18 protein-coding genes are annotated in these 20,836 nt (G+C 62.0%); 14 read left to right on the top strand and 4 right to left on the bottom strand.

The window, feature by feature from the left end; genetic code table 11:
• The first annotated feature begins 22 nt into the window (after positions 1 to 22).
• Positions 23 to 1,222, top strand: coding sequence for an AGE family epimerase/isomerase (locus GGQ66_RS11285; protein ID WP_272872533.1), 1,200 nt, complete (start codon positions 23 to 25; stop codon positions 1,220 to 1,222).
• A gap of 12 nt (positions 1,223 to 1,234) precedes the next feature.
• Here GGQ66_RS11285 and galE read toward each other — a convergent pair whose 3' ends face one another.
• Together galE and GGQ66_RS11275 are read right to left on the bottom strand one after the other, a co-directional pair.
• A complete protein-coding gene (gene galE, locus GGQ66_RS11280; protein WP_183792518.1) occupies positions 1,235 to 2,209 on the bottom strand; it encodes a UDP-glucose 4-epimerase GalE in 975 nt (324 codons plus the stop codon).
• A gap of 159 nt (positions 2,210 to 2,368) precedes the next feature.
• Positions 2,369 to 3,310 carry a LysR family transcriptional regulator gene (locus GGQ66_RS11275; RefSeq protein ID WP_183792516.1) on the bottom strand — a complete coding sequence of 314 codons (942 nt, stop codon included), beginning with the start codon at positions 3,308 to 3,310 and terminating at the stop codon, positions 2,369 to 2,371.
• A 141-nt stretch (positions 3,311 to 3,451) separates the two neighbouring features.
• On the opposite strand from GGQ66_RS11275, the gene chvE reads away from it, so the two are divergent.
• From chvE to GGQ66_RS11230, 9 genes are all read left to right on the top strand, one after another.
• A complete protein-coding gene (chvE, locus tag GGQ66_RS11270) occupies positions 3,452 to 4,513 on the top strand; it encodes a multiple monosaccharide ABC transporter substrate-binding protein (protein WP_183792514.1) in 1,062 nt (353 codons plus the stop codon).
• Positions 4,514 to 4,583: 70 nt separating this feature from the next.
• The gene (gene mmsA, locus GGQ66_RS11265) at positions 4,584 to 6,122 is read left to right on the top strand and encodes a multiple monosaccharide ABC transporter ATP-binding protein (RefSeq protein WP_183792512.1); all 1,539 of its coding nucleotides are present in this window, start codon (positions 4,584 to 4,586) and stop codon (positions 6,120 to 6,122) included.
• A gap of 41 nt (positions 6,123 to 6,163) precedes the next feature.
• Positions 6,164 to 7,306, top strand: a complete 1,143-nt coding sequence (gene mmsB, locus GGQ66_RS11260; protein ID WP_183792754.1) for a multiple monosaccharide ABC transporter permease — start codon at positions 6,164 to 6,166, stop codon at positions 7,304 to 7,306.
• A gap of 5 nt (positions 7,307 to 7,311) precedes the next feature.
• Entirely contained in the window at positions 7,312 to 8,280 is a 969-nt protein-coding gene (gene araD1 / locus GGQ66_RS11255; RefSeq protein ID WP_183792510.1) for an AraD1 family protein, read from the top strand.
• Entirely contained in the window at positions 8,277 to 9,053 is a 777-nt protein-coding gene (locus tag GGQ66_RS11250; protein ID WP_183792508.1) for an SDR family NAD(P)-dependent oxidoreductase, read from the top strand. The genes araD1 and GGQ66_RS11250 overlap by 4 nt, the downstream gene beginning before the upstream one ends.
• A complete protein-coding gene (araD, locus tag GGQ66_RS11245) occupies positions 9,050 to 10,807 on the top strand; it encodes an L-arabinonate dehydratase (protein ID WP_183792507.1) in 1,758 nt (585 codons plus the stop codon). The genes GGQ66_RS11250 and araD overlap by 4 nt, the downstream gene beginning before the upstream one ends.
• A 201-nt stretch (positions 10,808 to 11,008) precedes the next feature.
• Complete coding sequence (locus GGQ66_RS11240; protein ID WP_183792505.1) at positions 11,009 to 12,526, top strand: aldehyde dehydrogenase (NADP(+)); 1,518 nt, start codon at positions 11,009 to 11,011, stop codon at positions 12,524 to 12,526.
• On the top strand, positions 12,523 to 13,446 hold the full coding sequence (locus GGQ66_RS11235; RefSeq protein WP_183792503.1) for a 2-dehydro-3-deoxygalactonokinase: 924 nt from the start codon (positions 12,523 to 12,525) through the stop codon (positions 13,444 to 13,446). Before GGQ66_RS11240 ends, GGQ66_RS11235 begins: the two co-directional genes overlap by 4 nt.
• The gene (locus GGQ66_RS11230; RefSeq protein ID WP_183792501.1) at positions 13,443 to 14,051 is read left to right on the top strand and encodes a 2-dehydro-3-deoxy-6-phosphogalactonate aldolase; all 609 of its coding nucleotides are present in this window, start codon (positions 13,443 to 13,445) and stop codon (positions 14,049 to 14,051) included. Before GGQ66_RS11235 ends, GGQ66_RS11230 begins: the two co-directional genes overlap by 4 nt.
• A gap of 3 nt (positions 14,052 to 14,054) precedes the next feature.
• On the opposite strand, the gene GGQ66_RS11225 is transcribed toward GGQ66_RS11230, so the two are convergent.
• Together GGQ66_RS11225 and GGQ66_RS11220 are read right to left on the bottom strand one after the other, a co-directional pair.
• Entirely contained in the window at positions 14,055 to 14,792 is a 738-nt protein-coding gene (locus tag GGQ66_RS11225) for a response regulator transcription factor (RefSeq protein ID WP_183792499.1), read from the bottom strand.
• Positions 14,793 to 14,828: 36 nt separating this feature from the next.
• Positions 14,829 to 16,043, bottom strand: coding sequence for a sensor histidine kinase (locus GGQ66_RS11220; protein WP_183792497.1), 1,215 nt, complete (start codon positions 16,041 to 16,043; stop codon positions 14,829 to 14,831).
• 278 nt (positions 16,044 to 16,321) lie between these two features.
• On the opposite strand from GGQ66_RS11220, the gene GGQ66_RS11215 reads away from it, so the two are divergent.
• The 4 genes from GGQ66_RS11215 to GGQ66_RS11200 all read left to right on the top strand — a co-directional run bounded on the left by GGQ66_RS11215 (position 16,322) and on the right by GGQ66_RS11200 (position 20,823).
• Positions 16,322 to 17,341 (top strand): ABC transporter substrate-binding protein, encoded by a 1,020-nt coding sequence (locus GGQ66_RS11215; RefSeq protein WP_183792495.1) that lies wholly within the window; start codon positions 16,322 to 16,324, stop codon positions 17,339 to 17,341.
• A 126-nt stretch (positions 17,342 to 17,467) separates the two neighbouring features.
• Positions 17,468 to 18,934 carry an ATP-binding cassette domain-containing protein gene (locus tag GGQ66_RS11210; RefSeq protein ID WP_183792493.1) on the top strand — a complete coding sequence of 489 codons (1,467 nt, stop codon included), beginning with the start codon at positions 17,468 to 17,470 and terminating at the stop codon, positions 18,932 to 18,934.
• Complete coding sequence (locus tag GGQ66_RS11205) at positions 18,931 to 19,863, top strand: ABC transporter permease (protein WP_183792491.1); 933 nt, start codon at positions 18,931 to 18,933, stop codon at positions 19,861 to 19,863. The genes GGQ66_RS11210 and GGQ66_RS11205 overlap by 4 nt, the downstream gene beginning before the upstream one ends.
• A gap of 9 nt (positions 19,864 to 19,872) precedes the next feature.
• Positions 19,873 to 20,823 (top strand): ABC transporter permease, encoded by a 951-nt coding sequence (locus GGQ66_RS11200; RefSeq protein WP_183792489.1) that lies wholly within the window; start codon positions 19,873 to 19,875, stop codon positions 20,821 to 20,823.
• Positions 20,824 to 20,836: the final 13 nt, after the last annotated feature.

Below are 20,836 nucleotides of genomic sequence, written 5' to 3'. Positions count from 1 at the left end.
AAATCTGAATTCTGGAGCCGGAATGAACATGACGATCCCCGTTGCCCGCGAGGCATTGAGCCAACGAACGGCACGATTGAAGACATGGCTTGAAGATGCCGCTCTTCCTTTGTGGTGGAACGTTGGCGCAGACAAGGCAGGCGGCGGATTCTACGAACGGATCGGGCAGGATGGCGCCCCCTGTGTGGACGATAACCGACGTTCGCGCGTGCAGCCGAGGCAGGCCTATTGTTTCGCCGCCGCGGGCAAGACCGGTTGGAATGGTGTTCCGTGGCAGGAGGCGGTGGCCCACGGCCTTTCGTGGTTCGATGAGGTTTATCTGCTGGAGAGCGGGCTCTACGGCAATCTCGCCGACAGCAATGGCAGGCTGGTTGACCCCTCCTTCGATCTTTACAATCAGGCCTTTGCGATCTTTGCCGGCGCGGCGCGTTCAGAGGCACTGCCGCAACAGGCTGAGGCAGCGCGGGCGAGGGCCGAAGAGTTGCTGTCGCTTCTGAAGAGGGACTATGCGCATGCCGAGCGCGGTTTCCACGAGGCAAAGCCGCCACGCGTGCCGCTCTGCTCCAACCCGCACATGCATCTCTTCGAGGCGGCTCTCGCCTGGGAAGCGGTGACGGCCGGCGATCCCTTGTGGAGGGATCTGGCCGATGAAATCGGGACGCTGGCGCTGACCCGCTTTATCGATTCCGAAAGTGGCGGGCTTCGCGAGTTCTTCGATATGGACTGGAAGCCGCTTCCCGGACCAAAGGGCCGGATCATGGAGCCGGGGCACCAGTTCGAATGGGCCTGGTTGCTGGCCCGCTGGGGCGGTGCGCGCGGTCATGACGAAGCCATCGCCAAGGCCAGGCGTCTCTTTGAAATCGGTGAACAGTACGGTATCTGCCCTCGTCGCAAGGTCGCGATCATGGCGCTCAACGACGATTTTACCTGGGCCGACGGCCTTGCGCGCCTCTGGCCGCAGACGGAGTGGCTCAAGGCCGCCGTGAGGCTGGCGAGCCTCAGCGAAGGCGAGGCGCGTCAGGCCTATCTGGTTTCGGCCAATCGCGCGCTGGACGCGCTTGCGCCGTTTCTGGCAACACCCGTCTCCGGCCTCTGGTACGACAAGTGGCCCGCCGAGGGCGACATGATCGACGAGCCAGCCCCGGCTTCGACGTTCTATCACATCCTTTGCGCCATCTATGAGACGGACGAGGTTCTCGGCGCGATCAACGCGGAGGGATGATAGCCCTCGCGTTCAATTGTGATGACGGCGAAGCCAGTCGGCAGCCGTCTTCACGATGAAGTCGATATCGGTGTACTGCGGTACCCAGCCGAGCACTTCGCGGGCCTTTTCCCCGGTCGCATAGAGGATGGGCACGTCACCGGCCCGACGCGGCACATAGTTCGCCGGAACCGGGGCTCCGACCGCCTTTTCAACGGCCGCCAGTATTTCCCTGACCGAGATCCCACGCCCGGTTGCGAGATTGAACGCTGTACTTTCGCCTCCGCCCTGAAGATAGGGGATGGCGCGGACATGGGCATCAGCCAGATCGCAGACGTGGATATAGTCGCGAATGGCGGTGCCATCCGGCGTGTCGAAATCCGTGCCGAAGACTTCGAACCCGGTTTGGCGCATGGCCGCCATAATCGCCACCGGGATAACGCGGGTTTCAGGGTCGTGCCGTCCGCCGAGGTCACCTTCGGGATCAAGGCCGGCGGCGTTAAAGTAGCGCATGGCGACCCATTTCAGTCCGTAGGCGCGACCGTAATCGCGCAAGGCATTTTCCACCACCAGCTTGGAAAAGCCATAGGGGCTGACCGGGTTCTGCGGAAGGGTTTCGACGATTGGCAGCGTATCCACCTCGCCATAGGTGGCGCATGTTGAGGAAAACACGATCGAATCGATGCCGTTGCGGCGCATTGCGTCGAGAAGGGAAAGTGAGCCGGTGATGTTGTTGCCGTAATACTTCGCCGGGTCCAGGACCGATTCACCGACATATGCGAAGGCCGCGAAATGGATCACACATACCGGCTTGTAGCGCGCCATGACGGCATCAAGACGCCCGGCATCAAGGAGGTCGCCCTTCTCGAGAGGACCCCACTGTACGGCGTCTTCATAGCCATTCACCAGATTGTCGTAGGTAACAGGCGTGTACCCGGCCTTATGTAATGCCTTGCAGGTGTGGCTTCCAATATAGCCGGCTCCGCCGACAACAAGTACGTTGCTCATGGATCGCCTTCCTGTGAATTCAGGATGTTCGCGAATGAAGAGCTACAGCATATTACGAATTTTTATTTTGTCGATGGCTTAACAAATTGCCGTATTTCCATGTATGGCGCTGTCGCAGAATGAAACTGCGTTCTGGATTCGCGTTTGCGCTGCAGCATTTCATTCACGAAGTCGCGTCATTTCTTCCAGCGTCAGGGCATAAAGACGGCTTGCCGCAGGGGACAGGCGGCGGTCGCGGCGGGTGATGATGTGGTACGGCGCGACTTCGATCGGTATGTCCAGGTCGAGTGAGGCAAGAACGCCATCACTGGTGGCTTCCATCAGGCGGGCGACCTCGAGCGACATCGGCGCAATCATGTCGGAATCGGTGATCAGCGCCATCATCAGAACCAGCGATGAGGTTGCCACCACATCGGCGGGGACGGTCAGGCCCTTGCCGATAAAGGCGGCCTCGACGGCCTGGCGAATGGGCGTGCCTCGCTCCTGAATGATCCAGGGATGCTCCTTGAGGGCAGAGAGCGGGACATGGTGCAATCCGGCCAGCGGGTGGCCTCGCCGCACCAGACAGCGCACCCGCTCGATCTTGCCCGGCACGATCTGGAAAGCTTCGGCATCCGATTCCGGCAGGAGACGGCCGATGATGAAGTCGTAATCGCCTTCTTCCAGCCCGCGCATGAGCTGTATCGACGGGCCGACATCGATTCTCAGTTCCACATGCGGGCTCACGGCCTTCAGTTTGCGGATCGCGGGGACGAGACATCCGACGGCGGGACCGGTCACGGCGCCGGCCTGCACCAGGCCTGAAAGCCCGGCGCGCTCCTGTTGAAGCTCGTGGGCCAGATCCTGCATTTCCATCAGCATCGTGTGCGCCCGCCGCACGAAGATCATTCCCAGCGGCGTTGGTGTCATGCCGCGGGGGTGCCGTTCAAAGAGAACGCCGCCGACCAGCTTTTCGACCTCTGCCAACGTTCTCGAGGCGGCCGGCTGGGTCAACGTCAAAGCCTGGGCCGCCATCTGGATTTGCCCGTGCTGGGCAATCGCTGCCACGAGGCGCAGATGTGACAGTTTGAGAAAAGGAAGGGGTGCGAGCGGAAAGGCCATTTTCAATATACCAATTTTGATATGAGCGAATGATTTAATTCGATTTGATCGGCATGTCGAGAGGCACTATTCCTCACCCATCCGTAAAGCGGATGAGGTTTCGGGGTCGGAGGATGATCCCGACCACCCAGGGAGGATAGTATGAAGTTGAAGTTTCTCGCGGCGACTGCCGCGCTCGCTTGCCTTTTTGTCGGTCAGGCTTGGGCCGAAGGCAAGGGGCTCGTCGGTATCGCCATGCCGACCAAGTCGTCGGCCCGCTGGATCGATGACGGCAACAACATGGTCAAGCAGCTGAAGGAAGCCGGTTACGACACCGACCTTCAGTATGCGGAAGACGACATTCCGAATCAGCTCAACCAGATCGAGAACATGATCACCAAGGGTGTGAAGGTTCTGGTCATCGCCTCTATCGATGGCACGACGCTGACCAACGCGCTTGAAAACGCCGAAGCTGCCGGCATCAAGGTTATCGCCTATGACCGCCTGATCCGCGAAAGCGACGCTGTCAGCTACTACGCCACTTTCGATAACTTCAAGGTTGGCGTGCAGCAGGCATCTTCGCTGGTGAAGGGCCTCAAGGAGCGGTTCCCGGACGCCAAGCCGTGGAACGTCGAACTGTTCGGCGGTTCGCCAGACGATAACAACGCCTTCTTCTTCTACAACGGCGCCATGTCTGTTCTCCAGCCGATGATCGACAAGGGCGAAATCGTCGTCCCGTCGGGCCAGATGGGCATGGACAAGGTCGGCACGCTGCGTTGGGACCCGGCCACGGCCCAGTCGCGCATGGATAACATCCTCTCGGCGCAGTATTCGAAGAAGCAGCTTCACGGTGTTCTCTCGCCGTATGACGGCCTGTCCATCGGCATCCTGTCGTCGGTCAAGGGTGTGGGTTACGGCTCGGGCGACCTGAAGATGCCGATCGTCAGCGGTCAGGATGCTGAAATTCCGTCCGTCAAGTCGATCATTGCCGGCGAACAGTACTCGACGATCTTCAAGGATACCCGTGCTCTGGCCGGTGTAACCGTGAAGATGGTGGATGCGGTGCTCAAGGGTTCGCAGCCGGACATCAACGACACCAAGACCTATGACAACGGCAAGAAGGTGGTTCCGTCCTACCTGCTCGAGCCGGTTCCGGTCGACAAGACCAACTACGAAAAGGTTCTCGTCGGCTCCGGCTATTACAAGGCTGACCAGCTCAAGTAAGCCTCGGCTTCCCATGGGAAAGGGCGCGTTTGCGCGCGCCCTTTCTTCCGTTCAGTATGTGGAGGCGCTTATGACGGCACTTCTGGAAATGCGGGGCATCGGCAAATCCTTCCCCGGTGTCCGGGCCCTGAACCGCGTCGATCTCAGGATCGAGCAGGGCGAAATCCATGCAATTTGCGGCGAAAACGGTGCCGGCAAATCGACGCTGATGAAGGTTCTTTCCGGCGTCTATCCCCATGGCAGCTATGAGGGCGATATTGTCTATGAAGGCCGCACCATGGCTTTCAAGGGCATTCGCGACAGCGAGGCCGAGGGTATCATCATCATTCACCAGGAACTGGCGCTCGTGCCGCTTCTTTCGATTGCCGAAAACATTTTTCTGGGCAACGAAGTGGCGAAGAGTGGCATCATCAACTGGCCGCTCGCCTTTCAGAAGACGGAAGAACTTCTGGCCAAGGTCGGTTTGAAGGAAGCGCCGGGCACGCCGGTCGAAAAGCTCGGCGTCGGCAAGCAGCAGCTTGTCGAAATCGCCAAGGCGCTGGCCAAGCATGTGAAGCTTCTGATCCTCGACGAACCGACGGCCGCGCTTCAGGAAAACGACAGCCAGAAACTGCTCGACCTGATGCTGGAACTGAAGGCGCAGGGCGTCACCTCGATCATCATTTCCCACAAGCTGAACGAGATCCGCCGTGTCGCGGACCGCGTGACCGTGATTCGCGACGGCTCCACCGTTTCGACGCTCAACCGCGACGAGGTCACGGAAGAGCGCATCATTCGCGACATGGTGGGCCGTGACATGGAAAACCGTTATCCGCATCGGGAGCCTCAGATCGGCGAGATGCTGATGGAGGTGAAAGGCTGGAACGTCGGTCATGCCGACCAGCCCCGCCAGATGATCAAGGACTGTTCCTTCAACGTGCGCCGCGGCGAGATCGTCGGCATTGCCGGCCTCATGGGCTCGGGCCGCACCGAACTGGCCATGAGCCTGTTCGGCCGCTCCTATGGCCGTTTCCAGTCCGGTGAAGCGACGATTGAGGGCAAACCTGCCGATCTCTCGACGGTTAGCCGCGCCATCGATGCGGGACTGGCCTATGTGACCGAGGACCGCAAGGTGCTGGGCCTCATTCTCGACGAGCCCATCACCCGCAACGTCACGCTTGCCAACCTTGCCGGCGTCGCATCCGGCTGGGTGCTTGGCAAGGGGCGGGAACATTCGGTTGCCGAGGATTATCGCAAGGCCCTGAAAATTCGCACGCCCGGTGTCCACCAGCGGGTCGTCAACCTGTCAGGCGGCAACCAGCAGAAGGTGGTTCTGTCCAAGTGGCTGTTCACCGATCCGCAGGTGCTGATCCTGGACGAACCGACACGCGGCATCGACGTCGGTGCGAAATATGAAATCTACGCCATCATGAACGATCTCGCCGCGCAAGGGCGAGGCATCGTGATGATCTCGTCGGAAATGCCGGAACTGCTCGGCATGTGCGACCGAATCTTCGTCATGAACGAGGGCAAGATCGTCGGTGAGCTTTCCCGCCAGGAAGCCAGCCAGGAACGCATCATGAGCCTGATTATTCGTGACGGTAACGAAAACGGGGAGAAAGCAGCGTGACAAGCGCCAAGGAAACCCTTCGCACCCAGCTTGGGGGCAATATGCGGGAAAACGGAATGATGCTGGCGCTGCTCGCCATCGTCTTCTTCTTCCTCGTCGTCGTTCGTGCTGTTCAGGATGTCGATTTCCTGTCGGCTCAGAACATCACCAACCTCTTCTTGCAGAACTCCTACGTCATCATCATGGCGCTGGGCATGCTGCTGGTCATCGTCTCCGGCCATATCGACCTGTCCGTCGGGTCGGTCGCCGCCTTCACCGGCGCGATTGCCGCCACGCTGACCGTCAATTCCGGCTGGCCCGTCTGGGCCGTGATGCCCGCCGTGCTGGTCGCCGGAGCGATGATCGGCGCAGCGCAGGGCTACTGGATCGCCTTCTGGCGTATTCCGTCCTTCATCGTGACGCTTGCCGGGATGCTTGTGTTCCGCGGCCTGACGCTGTGGCTGCTCGCCGGCCAGAATATCGGTCCGTTCCCGCGTGAATTCCAGGCGCTCTCCACCGGTTTCGTGCCCGATCTCTTCGGCGTCGGTCGGCCCAACATGACTGCGATTGCCGTGATCGTCGTCGCCATTCTCGCCATCATCTGGCAGAATCTGCGGGCCCGCAATCACGATACGGCTTTCGGCATGCAGACGGGTTCGCCCGCCATGTTCTGGATGAAACACGCCTTCATTTCCGCTGCGCTGCTGTTCGTCGGCTGGAAGCTTGCAACGTTCCGCGGCCTGCCGAACGTGCTGATCGTCATGTCCATCCTGATCGTCGCCTACAACTTCTTTGCGAACCAGACGACCACGGGTCGGCGTATCTATGCCGTCGGCGGCAATGAGAAGGCGGCGAAGCTGTCGGGTATCAAGACCGATCGGCTGGTATTCTTTACCTTCGTCAACATGGGCGTTCTGGCCGCGTTGGCCGGTATGATCGTGACGGCGCGCCTCAACTCGGCAACGCCGAAGGCGGGCGTCGGCTTCGAGCTGGACGTTATCGCGGCGGTCTTCATCGGCGGCGCCTCCATGTCCGGCGGTTCGGGCAAGGTCATCGGTGTCGTGGTGGGTGCGCTCATCATGGGTGTCATGAACAACGGCATGTCGATCATGGGTATCGGTATCGATTACCAGCAGGTCATCAAGGGCCTGGTGCTGCTCGCCGCCGTCATCTTCGACGTCTACAACAAGAATAAGCAGGGATAAGTCACATGCTGCTCAGTCAGATCAAAACCGGCGGGGTCGCAGTCCGTGACCACGCAACGGCCTCGGCTCGCCTGATTTCGGGCGCCACCATTCTGGGCTTCGCCCAGGAAGCCATCGCTTTGGGCAAGCCGCTGGCAGCCGTTATCCCCGCCGGAGGAGAGCCGGTCAACGTGGCGGACCTCGCCGCTAGGGGCGCACTGGATGTACCGCTTCGTCACCCGGAACCGGCCCGCATGTTCCTGACCGGAACGGGCCTGACCCACACCGGTTCGGCCTCGACGCGTGATGCCATGCACGCCCCGGCGGAAGGCCTTTCGGACTCGATGAAGATGTTCCGCATGGGGCTTGAAGGTGGCAAGCCGGCAGCTGGTGAAGTCGGCGTGCAGCCGGAATGGTTTTACAAGGGCACCGGCGTCAATGCCATTGCTCCCGGTGCCCCGCTCGTTTCTCCCGCCTTCGCTCTTGATGGCGGCGAAGAGCCGGAGATTGCCGGTTATTACGTGATCGGCCCGGATGGCACGCCGTTCCGCGTCGGCTTCTCGCTCGCCAACGAGTTTTCCGACCATGTGACGGAACGGATCAATTACCTGTTCCTCGCCCATTCGAAGCTGCGCCCCGCCGCCTTTGGTCCGGAGCTTCTGGTCGGTGATCTGCCGCGCGACATTCGCGGCACCTCGCGCATTCTTCGCGATGGCAAGGTTCTCTGGGAAAAGCCCTTCCTCTCTGGCGAGGCCAACATGTCCCATACCATCGCCAACCTTGAGCACCATCACTTCAAATATGGCCTGTTCTGCCAGCCGGGCGACGTGCACGTTCATATGTTCGGTACGGCGACGCTGTCCTTTGCCGACCAGATCAAGCCGGAAGCCGGCGACGTGTTCGAGATTTCAGCCCCCGATTTCGGCCTCGCGCTCGCTAACCCGCTGGCGGTTGCCGAAGGTGCTGCCGGCGCCGTTAAGGTCAGCGCGCTATGAGCGACGCGGCTCGACCGATTGCGATCTATCCCGATCTCGCCGGCAAGGTGGTGTTCATCTCCGGCGGGGCAACGGGTATCGGCGAGGAACTGACAGAAGCTTATGCCCGTCAGGGCGCCGTTACCTGCTTTGTCGATATTGCCGAGAAGGAAGGCGAGGCGCTGGAAGCGCGCCTCAATGCCGAGGGTCTGAAAGCCCGTTTTGCCTATTGTGATATCACGAAGACGGCGGATCTACAGGCAGCGATCCGGCAGTTTGCCGCCGAGGAAGGGCCGATCCGCGTTCTGCTCAACAACGCCGCCAACGACAAGCGGCATGACCTTGAGGGTCTGACGGAAGAGTTCTTCGACCAGACGATTGCCGTCAACCTGCGCCATCAGATGTTCGCGGCGCAGGCCGTGGTTCCGATGATGAAGGTGGCGGGCGGTGGCTCCATCGTCAATTTCGGCTCGGTGTCGTGGATGATCAAGAACCCCAACCTGGCCGCCTATGCCGCCTGCAAGGCCGCCGTCCACGGCATGACACGGTGCCTCGCCCGCGACCACGGCGCCGATGGCATTCGCGTGAATACGCTCGTTCCCGGATGGGTGATGACGGACAAGCAATTGAAGCTCTGGGTCGATGACGCCGCGCGCGAGACGATCAAAATGAACCAGTGTCTTCCGGGACAACTTCTGCCCCGACACATCGCACAAATGGCCCTGTTCCTCGGTTCCGAGGCCTCCGCCATGTGCACCGCGCAGAATTACATTGTCGATGGAGGCTGGACATGACCGGCACGAACAAGAAATTCACCCCCGCACCCTGGCCACGCCAGCTTCGCTCGCAGCACTGGTATGGTGGCACGAGCCGCGACGTGATCTATCATCGCGGCTGGATGAAGAACCAGGGATACCCGCACGACCTGTTTGACGGTCGCCCGGTGATCGGCATTCTGAATACCTGGTCGGACATGACGCCGTGCAACGGCCATCTGCGGGAGCTGGCAGAGAAGGTCAAGGCCGGCATCTGGGAGGCCGGCGGTTTTCCGATGGAAGTACCGGTGTTCTCGGCCTCCGAAAACACCTTCCGCCCGACCGCGATGATGTTCCGCAACCTCGCGGCGCTGTCGATCGAGGAAGCCATTCGCGGCCAGCCGATGGACGGCTGTGTTCTGATGGTTGGTTGTGACAAGACCACGCCGTCGCTGCTGATGGCTGCCGCCTCGGTCGATCTGCCCTCGATTGTCGTCACTGGCGGGCCGATGCTGAACGGCTACTTCCGCGGTGAGCGCGTCGGTTCCGGCACGCATCTGTGGAAGTTCTCCGAAATGGTGAAGGCCGGCGAGATGACGCAGGCCGAATTCCTCGAGGCCGAGGCTTCGATGAGCCGTTCTTCCGGCACCTGCAACACCATGGGCACAGCCTCCACCATGGCCTCCATGGCCGAAGCGCTCGGCATGGCGCTGTCCGGCAATGCCGCTATCCCCGGCGTTGACAGCCGTCGCAAGGCGATGGCGCAGCTTACGGGCCGTCGTATCGTGCAGATGGTAAAGGACGATCTGAAGCCTTCCGACATCATGACGAAGGAAGCCTTCGAAAACGCCATTCGCACCAATGCGGCGATTGGCGGATCGACCAATGCCGTCGTCCACCTGCTGGCCATGGCCGGTCGCGTCGGTATCGATCTTACGCTGGACGATTGGGACCGTTGCGGGCGCGATGTGCCGACCATCGTCAACCTCATGCCCTCGGGCAAGTATCTCATGGAAGAGTTCTTCTATGCCGGCGGCTTGCCGGTGGTGCTGAAGCGTCTGGGCGAGGCGGGTCTTCTGCACAAGGATGCACTGACGGTTTCCGGCGAGTGCGTCTGGGATGAGGTGAAGGATGTTGTCAACTGGAACGAGGACGTCATCCTGCCGGCCGAAAAGGCGCTGACGCAATCCGGCGGCATCGTGGTGCTCAAGGGTAACCTTGCGCCGAAGGGCGCGGTGCTGAAGCCATCCGCCGCTTCGCCGCATCTTTTGGTGCATCGCGGCCGGGCCGTGGTGTTTGAAGATATCGACGACTACAAGGCCAAGATCAACGACGACGCGCTCGATATCGATGAAAACTGCGTCATGGTGCTGAAAAACTGCGGTCCGAAGGGTTATCCCGGCATGGCCGAAGTGGGCAATATGGGGCTTCCGCCGAAAGTGCTGAAGAAGGGCATCACCGACATGGTGCGCATTTCAGACGCCCGTATGTCCGGCACGGCCTATGGCACGGTCATCCTGCACACAGCGCCCGAAGCCGCCGTCGGTGGCCCGCTCGCTGTGGTCCGGAACGGTGATTTCATTTCGCTCGACGTGCCGAACCGCTCGCTGACGCTGGAAATTTCCGAGGCGGAACTTGCCGCACGTCTGGCCGAATGGCAGCCGAACCACGATCTGCCGGCCTCCGGCTACGCCTGGCTGCATCAGCAGCATGTGCAGGGTGCGGATACCGGTGCCGACCTCGACTTCCTCAAGGGTTGTCGCGGCTCGGCTGTGGGCAAGGATAGTCACTGACACAAGCACCCGGCGGGCAGAAGGATGCGTCCTGCGGCCTGCCGGCTCTCTCCCCACCAATGGGAGGAGAACATATCTGGCGGACGTTTCAGTCCGAGGGGCCGACCGTCCCTGCATCTATCGCTTTCGCCCCTCTTGGGCAGAGGGCCGGCAGGCGGGAGGGGCAAGCCCCCTGTTCATATGCTTGAAAAGGATAACGACATGGTTTTCACACCCCACGGCAAACACCTCATCGCCGGGGATTGGGTGGCGGGCGAAACGACATTTGTGTCGTCGCCATCCTCCGGCACACCGCATGCCTTTTCCGCAGGTACGGCGGCGCATGTCGATGCCGCGGCTTTGGCCGCTGAAGAAGCGTTCTGGACCTACGGCTACCTGCCACGCGAAACGCGCGCAAGCTTTCTGATGGCGATTGCCGCCGAGATCGAGGCGCGCGGCGATGTCATCACCGAAATCGCCATGCAGGAAACCGGCCTTCCCGCTGCCCGTCTTGAAGGCGAGCGCGGGCGCACCACCGGCCAGCTTCGACTGTTTGCCTATCACATTCTCAAGGGTGAGTTTCTGGACCGGCGTTTCGATGAGGCACTGCCCGACCGCAAGCCCTTGCCGCGCCCCGAAATCCGCCTCATGCAGCGCCCCATCGGCCCTGTCGCGGTGTTCGGCGCATCGAACTTTCCGCTCGCCTTTTCTGTTGCGGGCGGGGATACCGCATCGGCGCTTGCCGCCGGTTGCCCGGTCGTGGTGAAGGGGCATCCCGCCCATCCCGGAACCGGTGAAATCGTGGCTGAGGCCATCCTTGCAGCCATCGAGACCTCCGGCGTGCCGAAGGGTACCTTCTCCTTCATCCACGGCCAAGACCGGTTGGTGGGCGAGGCGCTGGTGCAGCATCCGCTCATCAAGGCGGTCGGCTTCACCGGTTCGCTGGCCGGTGGGCGTGCCCTCTTCGATCTCTGCGCCCGTCGCCCGGAACCCATTCCCTTCTTCGGTGAACTGGGCTCGGTGAACCCGATGTTCGTTCTGCCGGAAGCGCTTTCTGCCCGTGGCCCTGCCATCGCCGAGGGCTGGGCGGGGTCGCTCAGCATGGGCGCTGGCCAGTTCTGCACCAATCCCGGGATCGTGGTCCTGCCGGATGGTGAGGCGGCTGACCGCTTTGTCGCCACGGCGAAATCGGCTCTCGAAAAAGTCGGGCCCCAGACCATGCTGACGGATGGCATTGCCGAAGCCTACCGGCGCGGCAAGGAACGTTTTTCGACCCGGAATGCCGTTCGCCCCGTTCTCGAAATGGCAAGCGAGGGACGCACCGCGACGCCGAACCTTTATGAAACATCTTCGGAGGATTTCCTGCAGGATCACGCACTGGGCGAGGAAGTCTTCGGCCCGCTCGGTCTCGTCATCCGCGTGCCGGATGCGCAGGCGATGGTCGACCTTGCCAAGGGCTTTGAAGGACAGTTGACCGCGACACTTCATCTCGACAAGGCCGATGCGCCGATGGCCCGCAAGCTTCTGCCGGTGCTGGAGCGCAAGGTGGGCCGTATTCTCGCCAACGGTTTCCCGACAGGTGTCGAGGTATCGGACGCCATGGTCCATGGCGGACCCTATCCGGCCTCCACCAATTTCGGAGCGACTTCGGTCGGCACGATGGCCATCCGCCGCTTCCTGCGGCCGGTGTCCTATCAGAACCTGCCGGATGACATCCTGCCCGCGGATATTCGCCCATGAGTGTGGCGCCCGTGAGCTTTGCCGCAAGCATCGCTGCCGACTGGGGCACCAGCAACCTGCGCGTCTTCGCGCTGGATGACACTGGCAAAGTGATCGCTGAAGCCGCCAGCGACAAGGGCATGGGCAAGCTGACACCGCCGGACTATGAACCGGCCCTGCTTGCGCTGATTTCCGGCTGGCTTGATCCGAACCGCGTAACGCCGGTTCTCGTCTGCGGCATGGCGGGCGCGCGTCAGGGCTGGATTGAGGCGGCTTATCGTGCCGTGCCCTGCACACCCGTTGGCGGCCCGTTCGCCAGACCGAAGGTCGAAAGCCCGCTGATCGATGTCTTCATCGTTCCCGGGCTCTCGCAGGCAGAACCCGCAGACGTGATGCGCGGCGAGGAAACGCAGATTGCCGGTGTTCTCGCCGGGCGGCCGGATTTCGAAGGTGTGATCTGCCTGCCCGGCACCCATTCCAAATGGGCGGTGGTGCATGGCGGGCGTGTCGAGCGCTTCCTGACGCTGATGACCGGTGAGCTTTTTGCACTTCTGTCCACGCAGTCCGTCCTGCGCCACGGCATGCCGGGCGAGGAGACGGATGAGGATGCCTTTGCGGCGGCGGTTCGCAAGACCGTTGTCGCGCCTACGGATTTTGCTGCCTCGCTTTTTCGCCTGCGCGCGGAAGGATTACTTGCGAACCTTTCGCCCGCGGCGGCGCGCAGCCGCCTATCTGGCCTGCTGATCGGCCTTGAAATGGCGGCTGCGCGCGCTTTGTGGCAGGATGAGAAAACGCTGGTCGTTGGAACGGGCATGCTCGCCCGGCTCTATGGTCGCGCGCTGATGCTTCTGGGCGCGGATGCCGAGCTTGTTTCCGGCGAGGCGATGGCGCTGGCCGGTCTGGCGGAAGCGTTCAAGGGATTTGGGAAGGAAACAGCATGAGCCGCAACATCATCGCCATCCTGCGCGGCGTGAAGCCGGATGAGGTGGAAGCCCATGTCGAGGCACTGATTGCCGCCGGCGTGACCGTGATCGAGGTGCCGCTCAACTCGCCCGAGCCGTTTGACAGCATCGAGCGGTTGATTGCGCGCTTTGGCGGGCAGGCGAAGATCGGCGCTGGCACGGTGCTTGACGTTGCCGCCGTTGAGCGGTTGTCGAAGATGGGGGCCGCCATCGTCGTGTCGCCGAATGCCGATGCCGATGTGATTGCGGCCACCCGCGCTGCCGGCATGGAAAGCTGGCCGGGCGTGTTCACGCCGACGGAATGCTTTTCCGCGCTGAAGGCCGGTGCGACGGGGCTGAAATTCTTCCCGGCGACGCTGATCGGACCGGCAGGTCTTGCCGCCATCAAGGCGGTCATGCCCAAGGGTACACCACTTTATGCCGTCGGCGGTGCGGGTGCCGATAACTTTGCCGAATGGCTGAAGGCGGGCGCAACGGGCTTCGGTATCGGCACGTCGATCTACAAACCCGGCCAGAGCGTCGAGATGACAGCCGCGCAGGCGGCCAGGATCGTTGCGGCTTATGACGCGGCGGTCACCGGCTGAGGGTCAGGACCTCGGGCCATTTCCGTCCTTTTCCAGCCAGCGGGCCAGTTCGATCTCGGCCCGCTCCAGCGCGGTATAGTTCACCAGCTTGCGCAGCAACGATACGGTGACGGCGCGTGAGCGCAGGTTGAAGCGGGCCTCCGCGTCACCATCGTTCGGCTGGTAGACGCCCAATTTTTCGTAAAGCTGTTGCAGCCGGTTCTGCACGCTGCGCAGCGAGAGATTGCGGCGTCGCGCGATGGTGCGGTCCGTCAGCCCCAGCGCGATGTCGATCAACACCTCATATTCCGAATCCGTGAAGCCGCTGACGGCACCCGTGCTTTTCTGCTGCAATCCGCGTACCTCGCGGTCGATGACGCATTGGTCCTCGATGAAGACCGAGCGCAGCGCCAGGCGTAACCGCTCGTCGGAAGCGGATTTCAGCACATAGCCATAGGCGGCCCCCGCCGGAACAATGCGGGAAATGCCGCGCACATTGGCTTCGTCGGCGTAGTTCGACCAGAACAGGATGCGGGTATCGGGCCGCTCGCGCCAGATGGTGCGCGCCGCCTCGATGCCGTTGCGTGGGCTCATCTGCAGATCCATGACCACGCGGTCGGACGCGTGCTCGCGGGCAAGCTTCTCCCCGGTCGCGCCGTCGGCGGCCTCCAGCACCATGTCGCATTCGGGAAGGGCGGCGCGCACCGCCTCGCCGAGATAGGCCCGGTGCAGCGCATCGTCTTCGACGATCAGAATTTTCATGACGGTTTCCTTTGTCGAGAGGCGCTCCACATCCACTTACCCCTCCTTCGGCACGGGCAGTGTCACCTTCACCACCGTTTCCGCCATTTCCCGGCGGCAGGTAAATTGAGCGCCAATCAGGCGGGCGCGGGTTTTCATGTTGCCGATGCCGCTGCCAGTGGTTTCCACATCGGGGTCGAAGCCGACGCCATCGTCGCGGATTTCGATCAGGAAACGCCCGCCGGCATGGCCGAGCCGGACACCGATATGGTCGGCCTGCGAATGACGCACGGCGTTGTTGATCGCTTCCTGTGTGATGCGGAAGAGCGCGGTCAGAACCGGTTTCGGCAGCCGTTCCACCATTCCGTCGCTTTCATCGCGCAACGTCCAGCCGATGGAAAGGCCGCTGTCATGCACCGAGCGGTCCAGGTGATTGTCGATGGCTTCGACCAGGCCGAACAGCGCGAGAACGGAAGGCCGCGCCTGTTCGATGATCTGGCGCAGGTCGCGCATGGATTGCTGCAGGCTCTGGAACAGCGGCGCCAGCATTTCGCCGGGCACATTCTTCATTTGCGACAGGCGTTCGAGGCGACGGGCAAAACGGGTCATGTCAGCCAGTGTCTGGTCGTGCAGGTCCATGCCGATGCGCTGGCGCTCGGCCTCCAGCGCCTGTGTCAGTTTCAGTGCGCCGATGCGCAAGCCCTCGGCCCGCACGCGCGTTTCGGCCTCGGCAATCGCGGCGCGCCTGGCCTCGTCGGAGGCGCGCAGTGCGAAGAAATAGGGGGCGATGAGATCGGCGATCCAACGGGCGCGCTCGACATCGACCACGGTGTACACATTCGGCTTCAGGTCCGAGAAGGACAGGGCTCCGATGGTTTCGCCGCGCACCTTGAGCGCCACATGCACGCGCGATTTCAGCTTGTACTCCATGATCGGCTGCACGAAGGAGCCTTCGAAATGGAAGGCCGGATCGACCATGGCGTCGTCTGTCAGCATCGTATCAACCTCGCCGGTGAGCAGGCGCTTCAGCGGGCTTTCCTCGATGCGCGCCTCGGTCCGCTTGCTCCATTGCGTCTCGAAGCCGCTTTCATAGGCCATATGAAAGCGGCTGCCGGGCATGATGATGCAAACGTCCATATGGTCATGCGGCACGATCAGCGCTATGTGTTCTGCGACAGCGCGGATCGCGGAATGAAAATCGAGCTTGCCGGCGAGATGCCAGGCAATGGTCAGATACTGCTGGAACAGCGGCGATGTGGAACTGTCGAGCACGGTTCTTCCTCCTTGACCGTTCTCTTGTATCGGGCTTTGCGGACCCGCTTTTCCCCTCCCTGAGAATAGCGCCTCCGATACCCGGTTCGTCTTGCGGTTTGCCGCAAATGACCTGCGGGAACCCGCAATTTCCCTGTTCCAATTCGCCTATACAGCTTTTGCCGTTTGCGCCATCCTTTTTGTCGCGGATCGGAGTTCCGCAGGTGTTGAAGTCCGGGAAATGACCGTTGAGGAGCGGGCCCGTGACAAGCCGCAATGGGCGGCGTTTGGGAGGAAATATGACTATCCGTAAAATTCTCGCGGCATCTGCCGCCGTTCTAGTTTGCGCGCTCGCGCCGCTTTCTGCGCAGGCGGATACGGCGGGCAAGAAGATCGCGCTCTCCAACAATTATGCCGGCAATTCCTGGCGGCAGGCCATGCTGACGAGCTGGGACAAGGTGACGAAGGAGGCCGTGAAGGCTGGTGTCGTTTCTGCCGCCGACGCCTTCACCACCGCCGAAAACCAGGCGACGGAACAGGCTGCGCAGATCCAGAACATGATCCTGCAGGGTTATGACGCCATCGTCATCAATGCAGCTTCGCCGACGGCGTTGAACGGCGCGGTCAAGGCTGCCTGCGATGCCGGTATCACCGTAGTCTCCTTCGATGGTATCGTCACCGAACCCTGCGCCTGGCGCATCGCTGTCAACTTCAAGGAAATGGGCCGCAGCCAGGTCGAGTATCTTTCCAAGAAGCTGCCGAAGGGCGGCAACCTGCTTGAAATCCGCGGTCTGGCCGGCGTCTTCGTTGACGACGAGATTTCAGCCGGTATCCATGAGGGCGTGAAGCAGTTCCCGCAGTTCAAGATTGCCGGTTCGGTGCATGGCGACTGGGCGCAGGATGTGGCGCAGCGCGCCGTGGCCGGTATTCTGCCGAGCCTGCCGGACATCGCGGCCGTGGTCACCCAGGGCGGTGACGGCTATGGCGCGGCACAGGCGTTCGAGGCCGCCAAGCGTCCGACGCCGGTCATCGTCATGGGTAACCGCGAGGATGAGCTGCAGTGGTGGAAGAAGCAGAAGGATGCCAACGGCTACGAGACCATGTCGGTCTCCATCGCACCCGGTGTCTCGACGCTCGCCTTCTGGGTCGCCCAGCAGATCCTCGATGGCAAGGACGTCAAGAAGGACCTCACGGTTCCCTTCCTGCGCATCGATCAGGATACGCTGGACGAGAGCGTGAAGACCACCCAGAAGGGCGGCGTTGCCAACGTGGAATATTCGCAGGCCGATGCCGAAAAGGTTATCGCCGGCGCCAAGTAATCCTCCCGGAGAAGGGTGGCCGGCAGGTGGAGGGATCCAACCCCCTTCGGCCCGCCGGCCATCTCCCCAACGGGCAAGGTGGCCGTGGCCAAATGGGGCCTTTCTCAACACACGGATTTGAAAAGCATGAACAATTCCCTTGAACCGCAGCCGGTTGTCGCCGCGCGCGGGGTTCGCGTCGCCTTTGGTGCGGTCACGGCGCTCGATGGCGTCGATCTCGATATTCGCGCCGGCGAAGCGCTGGGTCTTGTCGGCCATAACGGCGCCGGCAAATCCACCATCGTCAACGTCATCAATGGTGGCCTGACCCCGCATCAGGGCACGATTTCCTACGGCGGCGTCGATGCGGCCGGTGGTGGCGTTGCAGCAGCCCGCGCCGGTGGCGTGCGTTGCGTGTTCCAGGAGCTTTCGCTCTGCCCGAACCTCACCATCGTCGAAAACACCCGGCTGATGCATCAGGGATTGACCGGCTTCGGCTGGCGCAAGCGGGCGCTGACGTTGATCCGGGCCAAGCTCGATGAGGTGTTTCCCGCAAACCGCATCGATTGCACTGGTACCGTGGGCGAACTCTCTATCGCCGAACGACAGATGGTGGAAATCGCCATCAACTTCATCGAGGTCACGGAAGCGCCGCGCCTCGTCATTCTCGATGAACCGACCTCCTCGCTCGATGCGTCGCTGGCTGAGCAGTTGATGGCGCATGTACGCCGGTTTGTTGCCGCCGGTGGTTCGGTGCTGCTTATCTCGCATATTCTCGGTGAAATTCTCTCCACTTCTACCCGCATCGTCGTGATGAAGGACGGCAAGGTGGTGGTGACGAAACCGGTGGCTGATTTCACGGCGAAAAGCCTCGTCGAAGCCATGGGCAGTGTCATCAAGGAAAAGACCCATGCGGCCACCCGTACAGGCGCGAACGCCGCGCCGCTGGTGGTGGATCTGCCGGTGGCCCCCGGTTCCGCCTTTGGCTTTGCGGCCCGCAAGGGTGAAATCGTCGGGCTCGCCGGTCTCGGCGGCCACGGCCAGACGGATATGCTGCTGTCGCTTTATCGCGCTCGTTCATCCAACTGGCGACCGCAGCGGCCCGAAGAAATTGCTTTCGTCGCCGGCGATCGTTCGCTGAACGGCACGTTCCCGCTGTGGAGCATTCTGCGCAATCTTTCCATCGGTGATCTCGGCGCGCTGTCGCGCCTCTTTGCCATCGACCGCGACCGCGAGGATGCGCTGGGCGCCGACTGGAAGGCGAAGACGGCGATCCGCACGCCGGATATGCACAACCCCATTCTTTCCCTTTCCGGCGGCAACCAGCAGAAGGTGCTGTTTGCCCGCGCGCTTTCGACACCGGCGGCCATCGTGCTGATGGACGATCCCATGCGCGGCGTCGACATCGGCACCAAGCAGGATGTCTACGCCATTCTCCGCTCGGAAGCCGAAGCGGGGCGCACTTTCGTCTGGTACTCGACCGAGATGGACGAAATCTGCCTGTGCGACCGGGTTTATGTCTTCCGTGACGGTGTGATCGTTGCCGAACTGAAAGGGGAGGAGATCAGCGAAGAACATGTTCTCGCCGCTTCCTTCTCGGGAGAAGCCGCATGAAAAAGGGACTTTCCGCCAACACGCTCCGCCTGATGATCCCGGTCGTCTCGCTCGCCGTACTGCTTATGGCCGTCTTCTGGCTGCAGCCGCGTGCCATGAGCTACATGGGCATGAACCTGCTGTTCAATCTGGCGGTGCCGATTGCGCTTGCCACCATCGCCCAGATGCTCATCATCGCCGTCAACGATCTCGACCTCTCCATCGGCACTTTCGTCAGCTTTGCGGCCTGCGTTACCGCTGTCTATCTACCGACCGCACCGGTCACGGGCATCGCCATTCTGGCGGCGGCCATCGCTGCCTATGCGGTGATCGGTATCGTCATTCATCTGCGCGACCTGCCGTCCATCGTCGTCACGCTCGGCATGAGCTTCGTCTGGGGTGGGCTGGCCGTGCTCATTCTGCCTGCACCCGGCGGCACGGCCCCGGTCTGGCTGCGTTCGTTGATGACGGCGGCAATTCCCGTCGTGCCGCTTGCCATCGTCGCCAGCATCGTCATTGCCATCGTTGCCCATCTTGTCGTCATGCGCTCCACGCTCGGGGTTGCCATTCGCGGCGTCGGAGGCAACAGCCGCTCGGTCGCGCGCGCCGGCTGGTCGGTGCTGCGCATCAAGGCGGCAGCCTATGCATTGTCCGGCCTGTTCTCGGTGCTTGCCGGCATGGCGCTCGTGGGGCTCACCACCTCGGCGGATGCGAATATCGCCTTGCGCTACACACTGCTTTCGATTGCCGGCGTCATTCTCGGCGGCGGCGAATTCGTCGGCGGCCGTGTCTCTCCGCTCGGCGCGGTCGTCGGCGCTCTCACGCTCACGCTCGCCGGTTCCTTTCTCTCCTTCCTGCGGATTTCGCCCGACTGGCAGATCGGTGCGCAGGGTGCGGTGCTTATCATCGTGCTCGGCCTGCGCCTTCTTCTCAGCCGGCGCGAAGCGTGAGGTGACATCATGAACGCTCTGAAACCCGTTCTTTCGAAGCCTTGGATCTGGTCCTGGCTGGCGGCGCTCGCCACCTTTGCCGCGACTGCCCTGTTTACCGGCGGCGCGTCTGCCTTCGGCCTTTCCCAGGCCACGCTTACCTTCGCGGCCTTTTCCGTCATGGTCGGGCTCGGCCAGATGCTGGTCATCACGCTCGGCCCCGGCAATGTCGACCTCTCTGTGCCAGCCACGATCACGCTGTCGGGCACGCTGGCGCTCAAATTCATGGAAACGGAGGGATCGCTCGTCCTGCCGGGCCTGTTGATCGCGATCGGCATCGGTTTCGCCATTGGGGCGGCGAATTATGCGCTCATCAAGCTTCTGCGCATTCCGCCGATCATCGCCACGCTGTCCATGAGCTTTCTCGTGCAGTCACTGGCCATCTGGTCGAACCGGGGCCTGCGCATCAAGCCGCCTGAAGCGCTGGCCGCCTTCACCACCGGCACCACTGGCGGTGTGCCGAACATCGCGCTGGCCGGTCTCGTTCTGTCGGTCATCGTCTGGTGGCTTCTGGAACGGTCGATCTATGGCCGCTGGATTTCCGCCATCGGCCAAAGCCCGTTTGCGGCCCGCATGGCCGGCATTCCGGTGGATGGCACGCGCTTCGTCACCTATGTTCTTTGTGCCGTGCTGGCTGCCGTCTGCGGCTATCTGCTGGCGAGCTTTTCCGGCGGCGCGGCGCTCAACATGGGCGCGGAATACCTGCTCATGTCGATTGCCGTCGTCGTCATTGGTGGCTCGGCGGTGGCAGGGGGCAACTCCAACGTGCCGGGCATCTGGGGTGCTTCGCTCTTCATGTTCCTCGTCGTTTCCATGCTCAACACCTACGGCTTTGGCGCGGGCATTCGCCTCATGCTGACCGGCCTCATCATCATCGCCGTCATTGTCGCGGCCAGCCGTCCCGCCGGCGGCAAGCGTTAAAACAGGGCAGTCT

This window comes from Allorhizobium borbori (genome assembly GCF_014196535.1).
Classification (GTDB): Bacteria; Pseudomonadota; Alphaproteobacteria; order Rhizobiales; family Rhizobiaceae; genus Ectorhizobium; species Ectorhizobium borbori.
This window is presented reverse-complemented; position numbering and strand designations above follow the sequence as displayed.

Excerpts from the sequence above, each read along its gene's own strand:
- GGQ66_RS11230 (WP_183792501.1), top strand. The coding sequence starts at position 13,443 with ATGAGCCGCAACATCATCGCCATCCTGCGCGGCGTGAAGCCGGATGAG.
- GGQ66_RS11285 (WP_272872533.1), top strand. The coding sequence starts at position 23 with ATGAACATGACGATCCCCGTTGCCCGCGAGGCATTGAGCCAACGAACG.
- GGQ66_RS11235 (WP_183792503.1), top strand. The coding sequence starts at position 12,523 with ATGAGTGTGGCGCCCGTGAGCTTTGCCGCAAGCATCGCTGCCGACTGG.
- araD1 (WP_183792510.1), top strand. The coding sequence starts at position 7,312 with ATGCTGCTCAGTCAGATCAAAACCGGCGGGGTCGCAGTCCGTGACCAC.
- galE (WP_183792518.1), bottom strand. The coding sequence starts at position 2,209 with ATGAGCAACGTACTTGTTGTCGGCGGAGCCGGCTATATTGGAAGCCAC.
- mmsB (WP_183792754.1), top strand. The coding sequence starts at position 6,164 with ATGCGGGAAAACGGAATGATGCTGGCGCTGCTCGCCATCGTCTTCTTC.
- chvE (WP_183792514.1), top strand. The coding sequence starts at position 3,452 with ATGAAGTTGAAGTTTCTCGCGGCGACTGCCGCGCTCGCTTGCCTTTTT.
- GGQ66_RS11215 (WP_183792495.1), top strand. The coding sequence starts at position 16,322 with ATGACTATCCGTAAAATTCTCGCGGCATCTGCCGCCGTTCTAGTTTGC.
- GGQ66_RS11250 (WP_183792508.1), top strand. The coding sequence starts at position 8,277 with ATGAGCGACGCGGCTCGACCGATTGCGATCTATCCCGATCTCGCCGGC.
- GGQ66_RS11200 (WP_183792489.1), top strand. The coding sequence starts at position 19,873 with ATGAACGCTCTGAAACCCGTTCTTTCGAAGCCTTGGATCTGGTCCTGG.
- mmsA (WP_183792512.1), top strand. The coding sequence starts at position 4,584 with ATGACGGCACTTCTGGAAATGCGGGGCATCGGCAAATCCTTCCCCGGT.
- GGQ66_RS11275 (WP_183792516.1), bottom strand. The coding sequence starts at position 3,310 with ATGGCCTTTCCGCTCGCACCCCTTCCTTTTCTCAAACTGTCACATCTG.
- GGQ66_RS11205 (WP_183792491.1), top strand. The coding sequence starts at position 18,931 with ATGAAAAAGGGACTTTCCGCCAACACGCTCCGCCTGATGATCCCGGTC.
- GGQ66_RS11210 (WP_183792493.1), top strand. The coding sequence starts at position 17,468 with ATGAACAATTCCCTTGAACCGCAGCCGGTTGTCGCCGCGCGCGGGGTT.
- GGQ66_RS11240 (WP_183792505.1), top strand. The coding sequence starts at position 11,009 with ATGGTTTTCACACCCCACGGCAAACACCTCATCGCCGGGGATTGGGTG.
- GGQ66_RS11225 (WP_183792499.1), bottom strand. The coding sequence starts at position 14,792 with ATGAAAATTCTGATCGTCGAAGACGATGCGCTGCACCGGGCCTATCTC.
- araD (WP_183792507.1), top strand. The coding sequence starts at position 9,050 with ATGACCGGCACGAACAAGAAATTCACCCCCGCACCCTGGCCACGCCAG.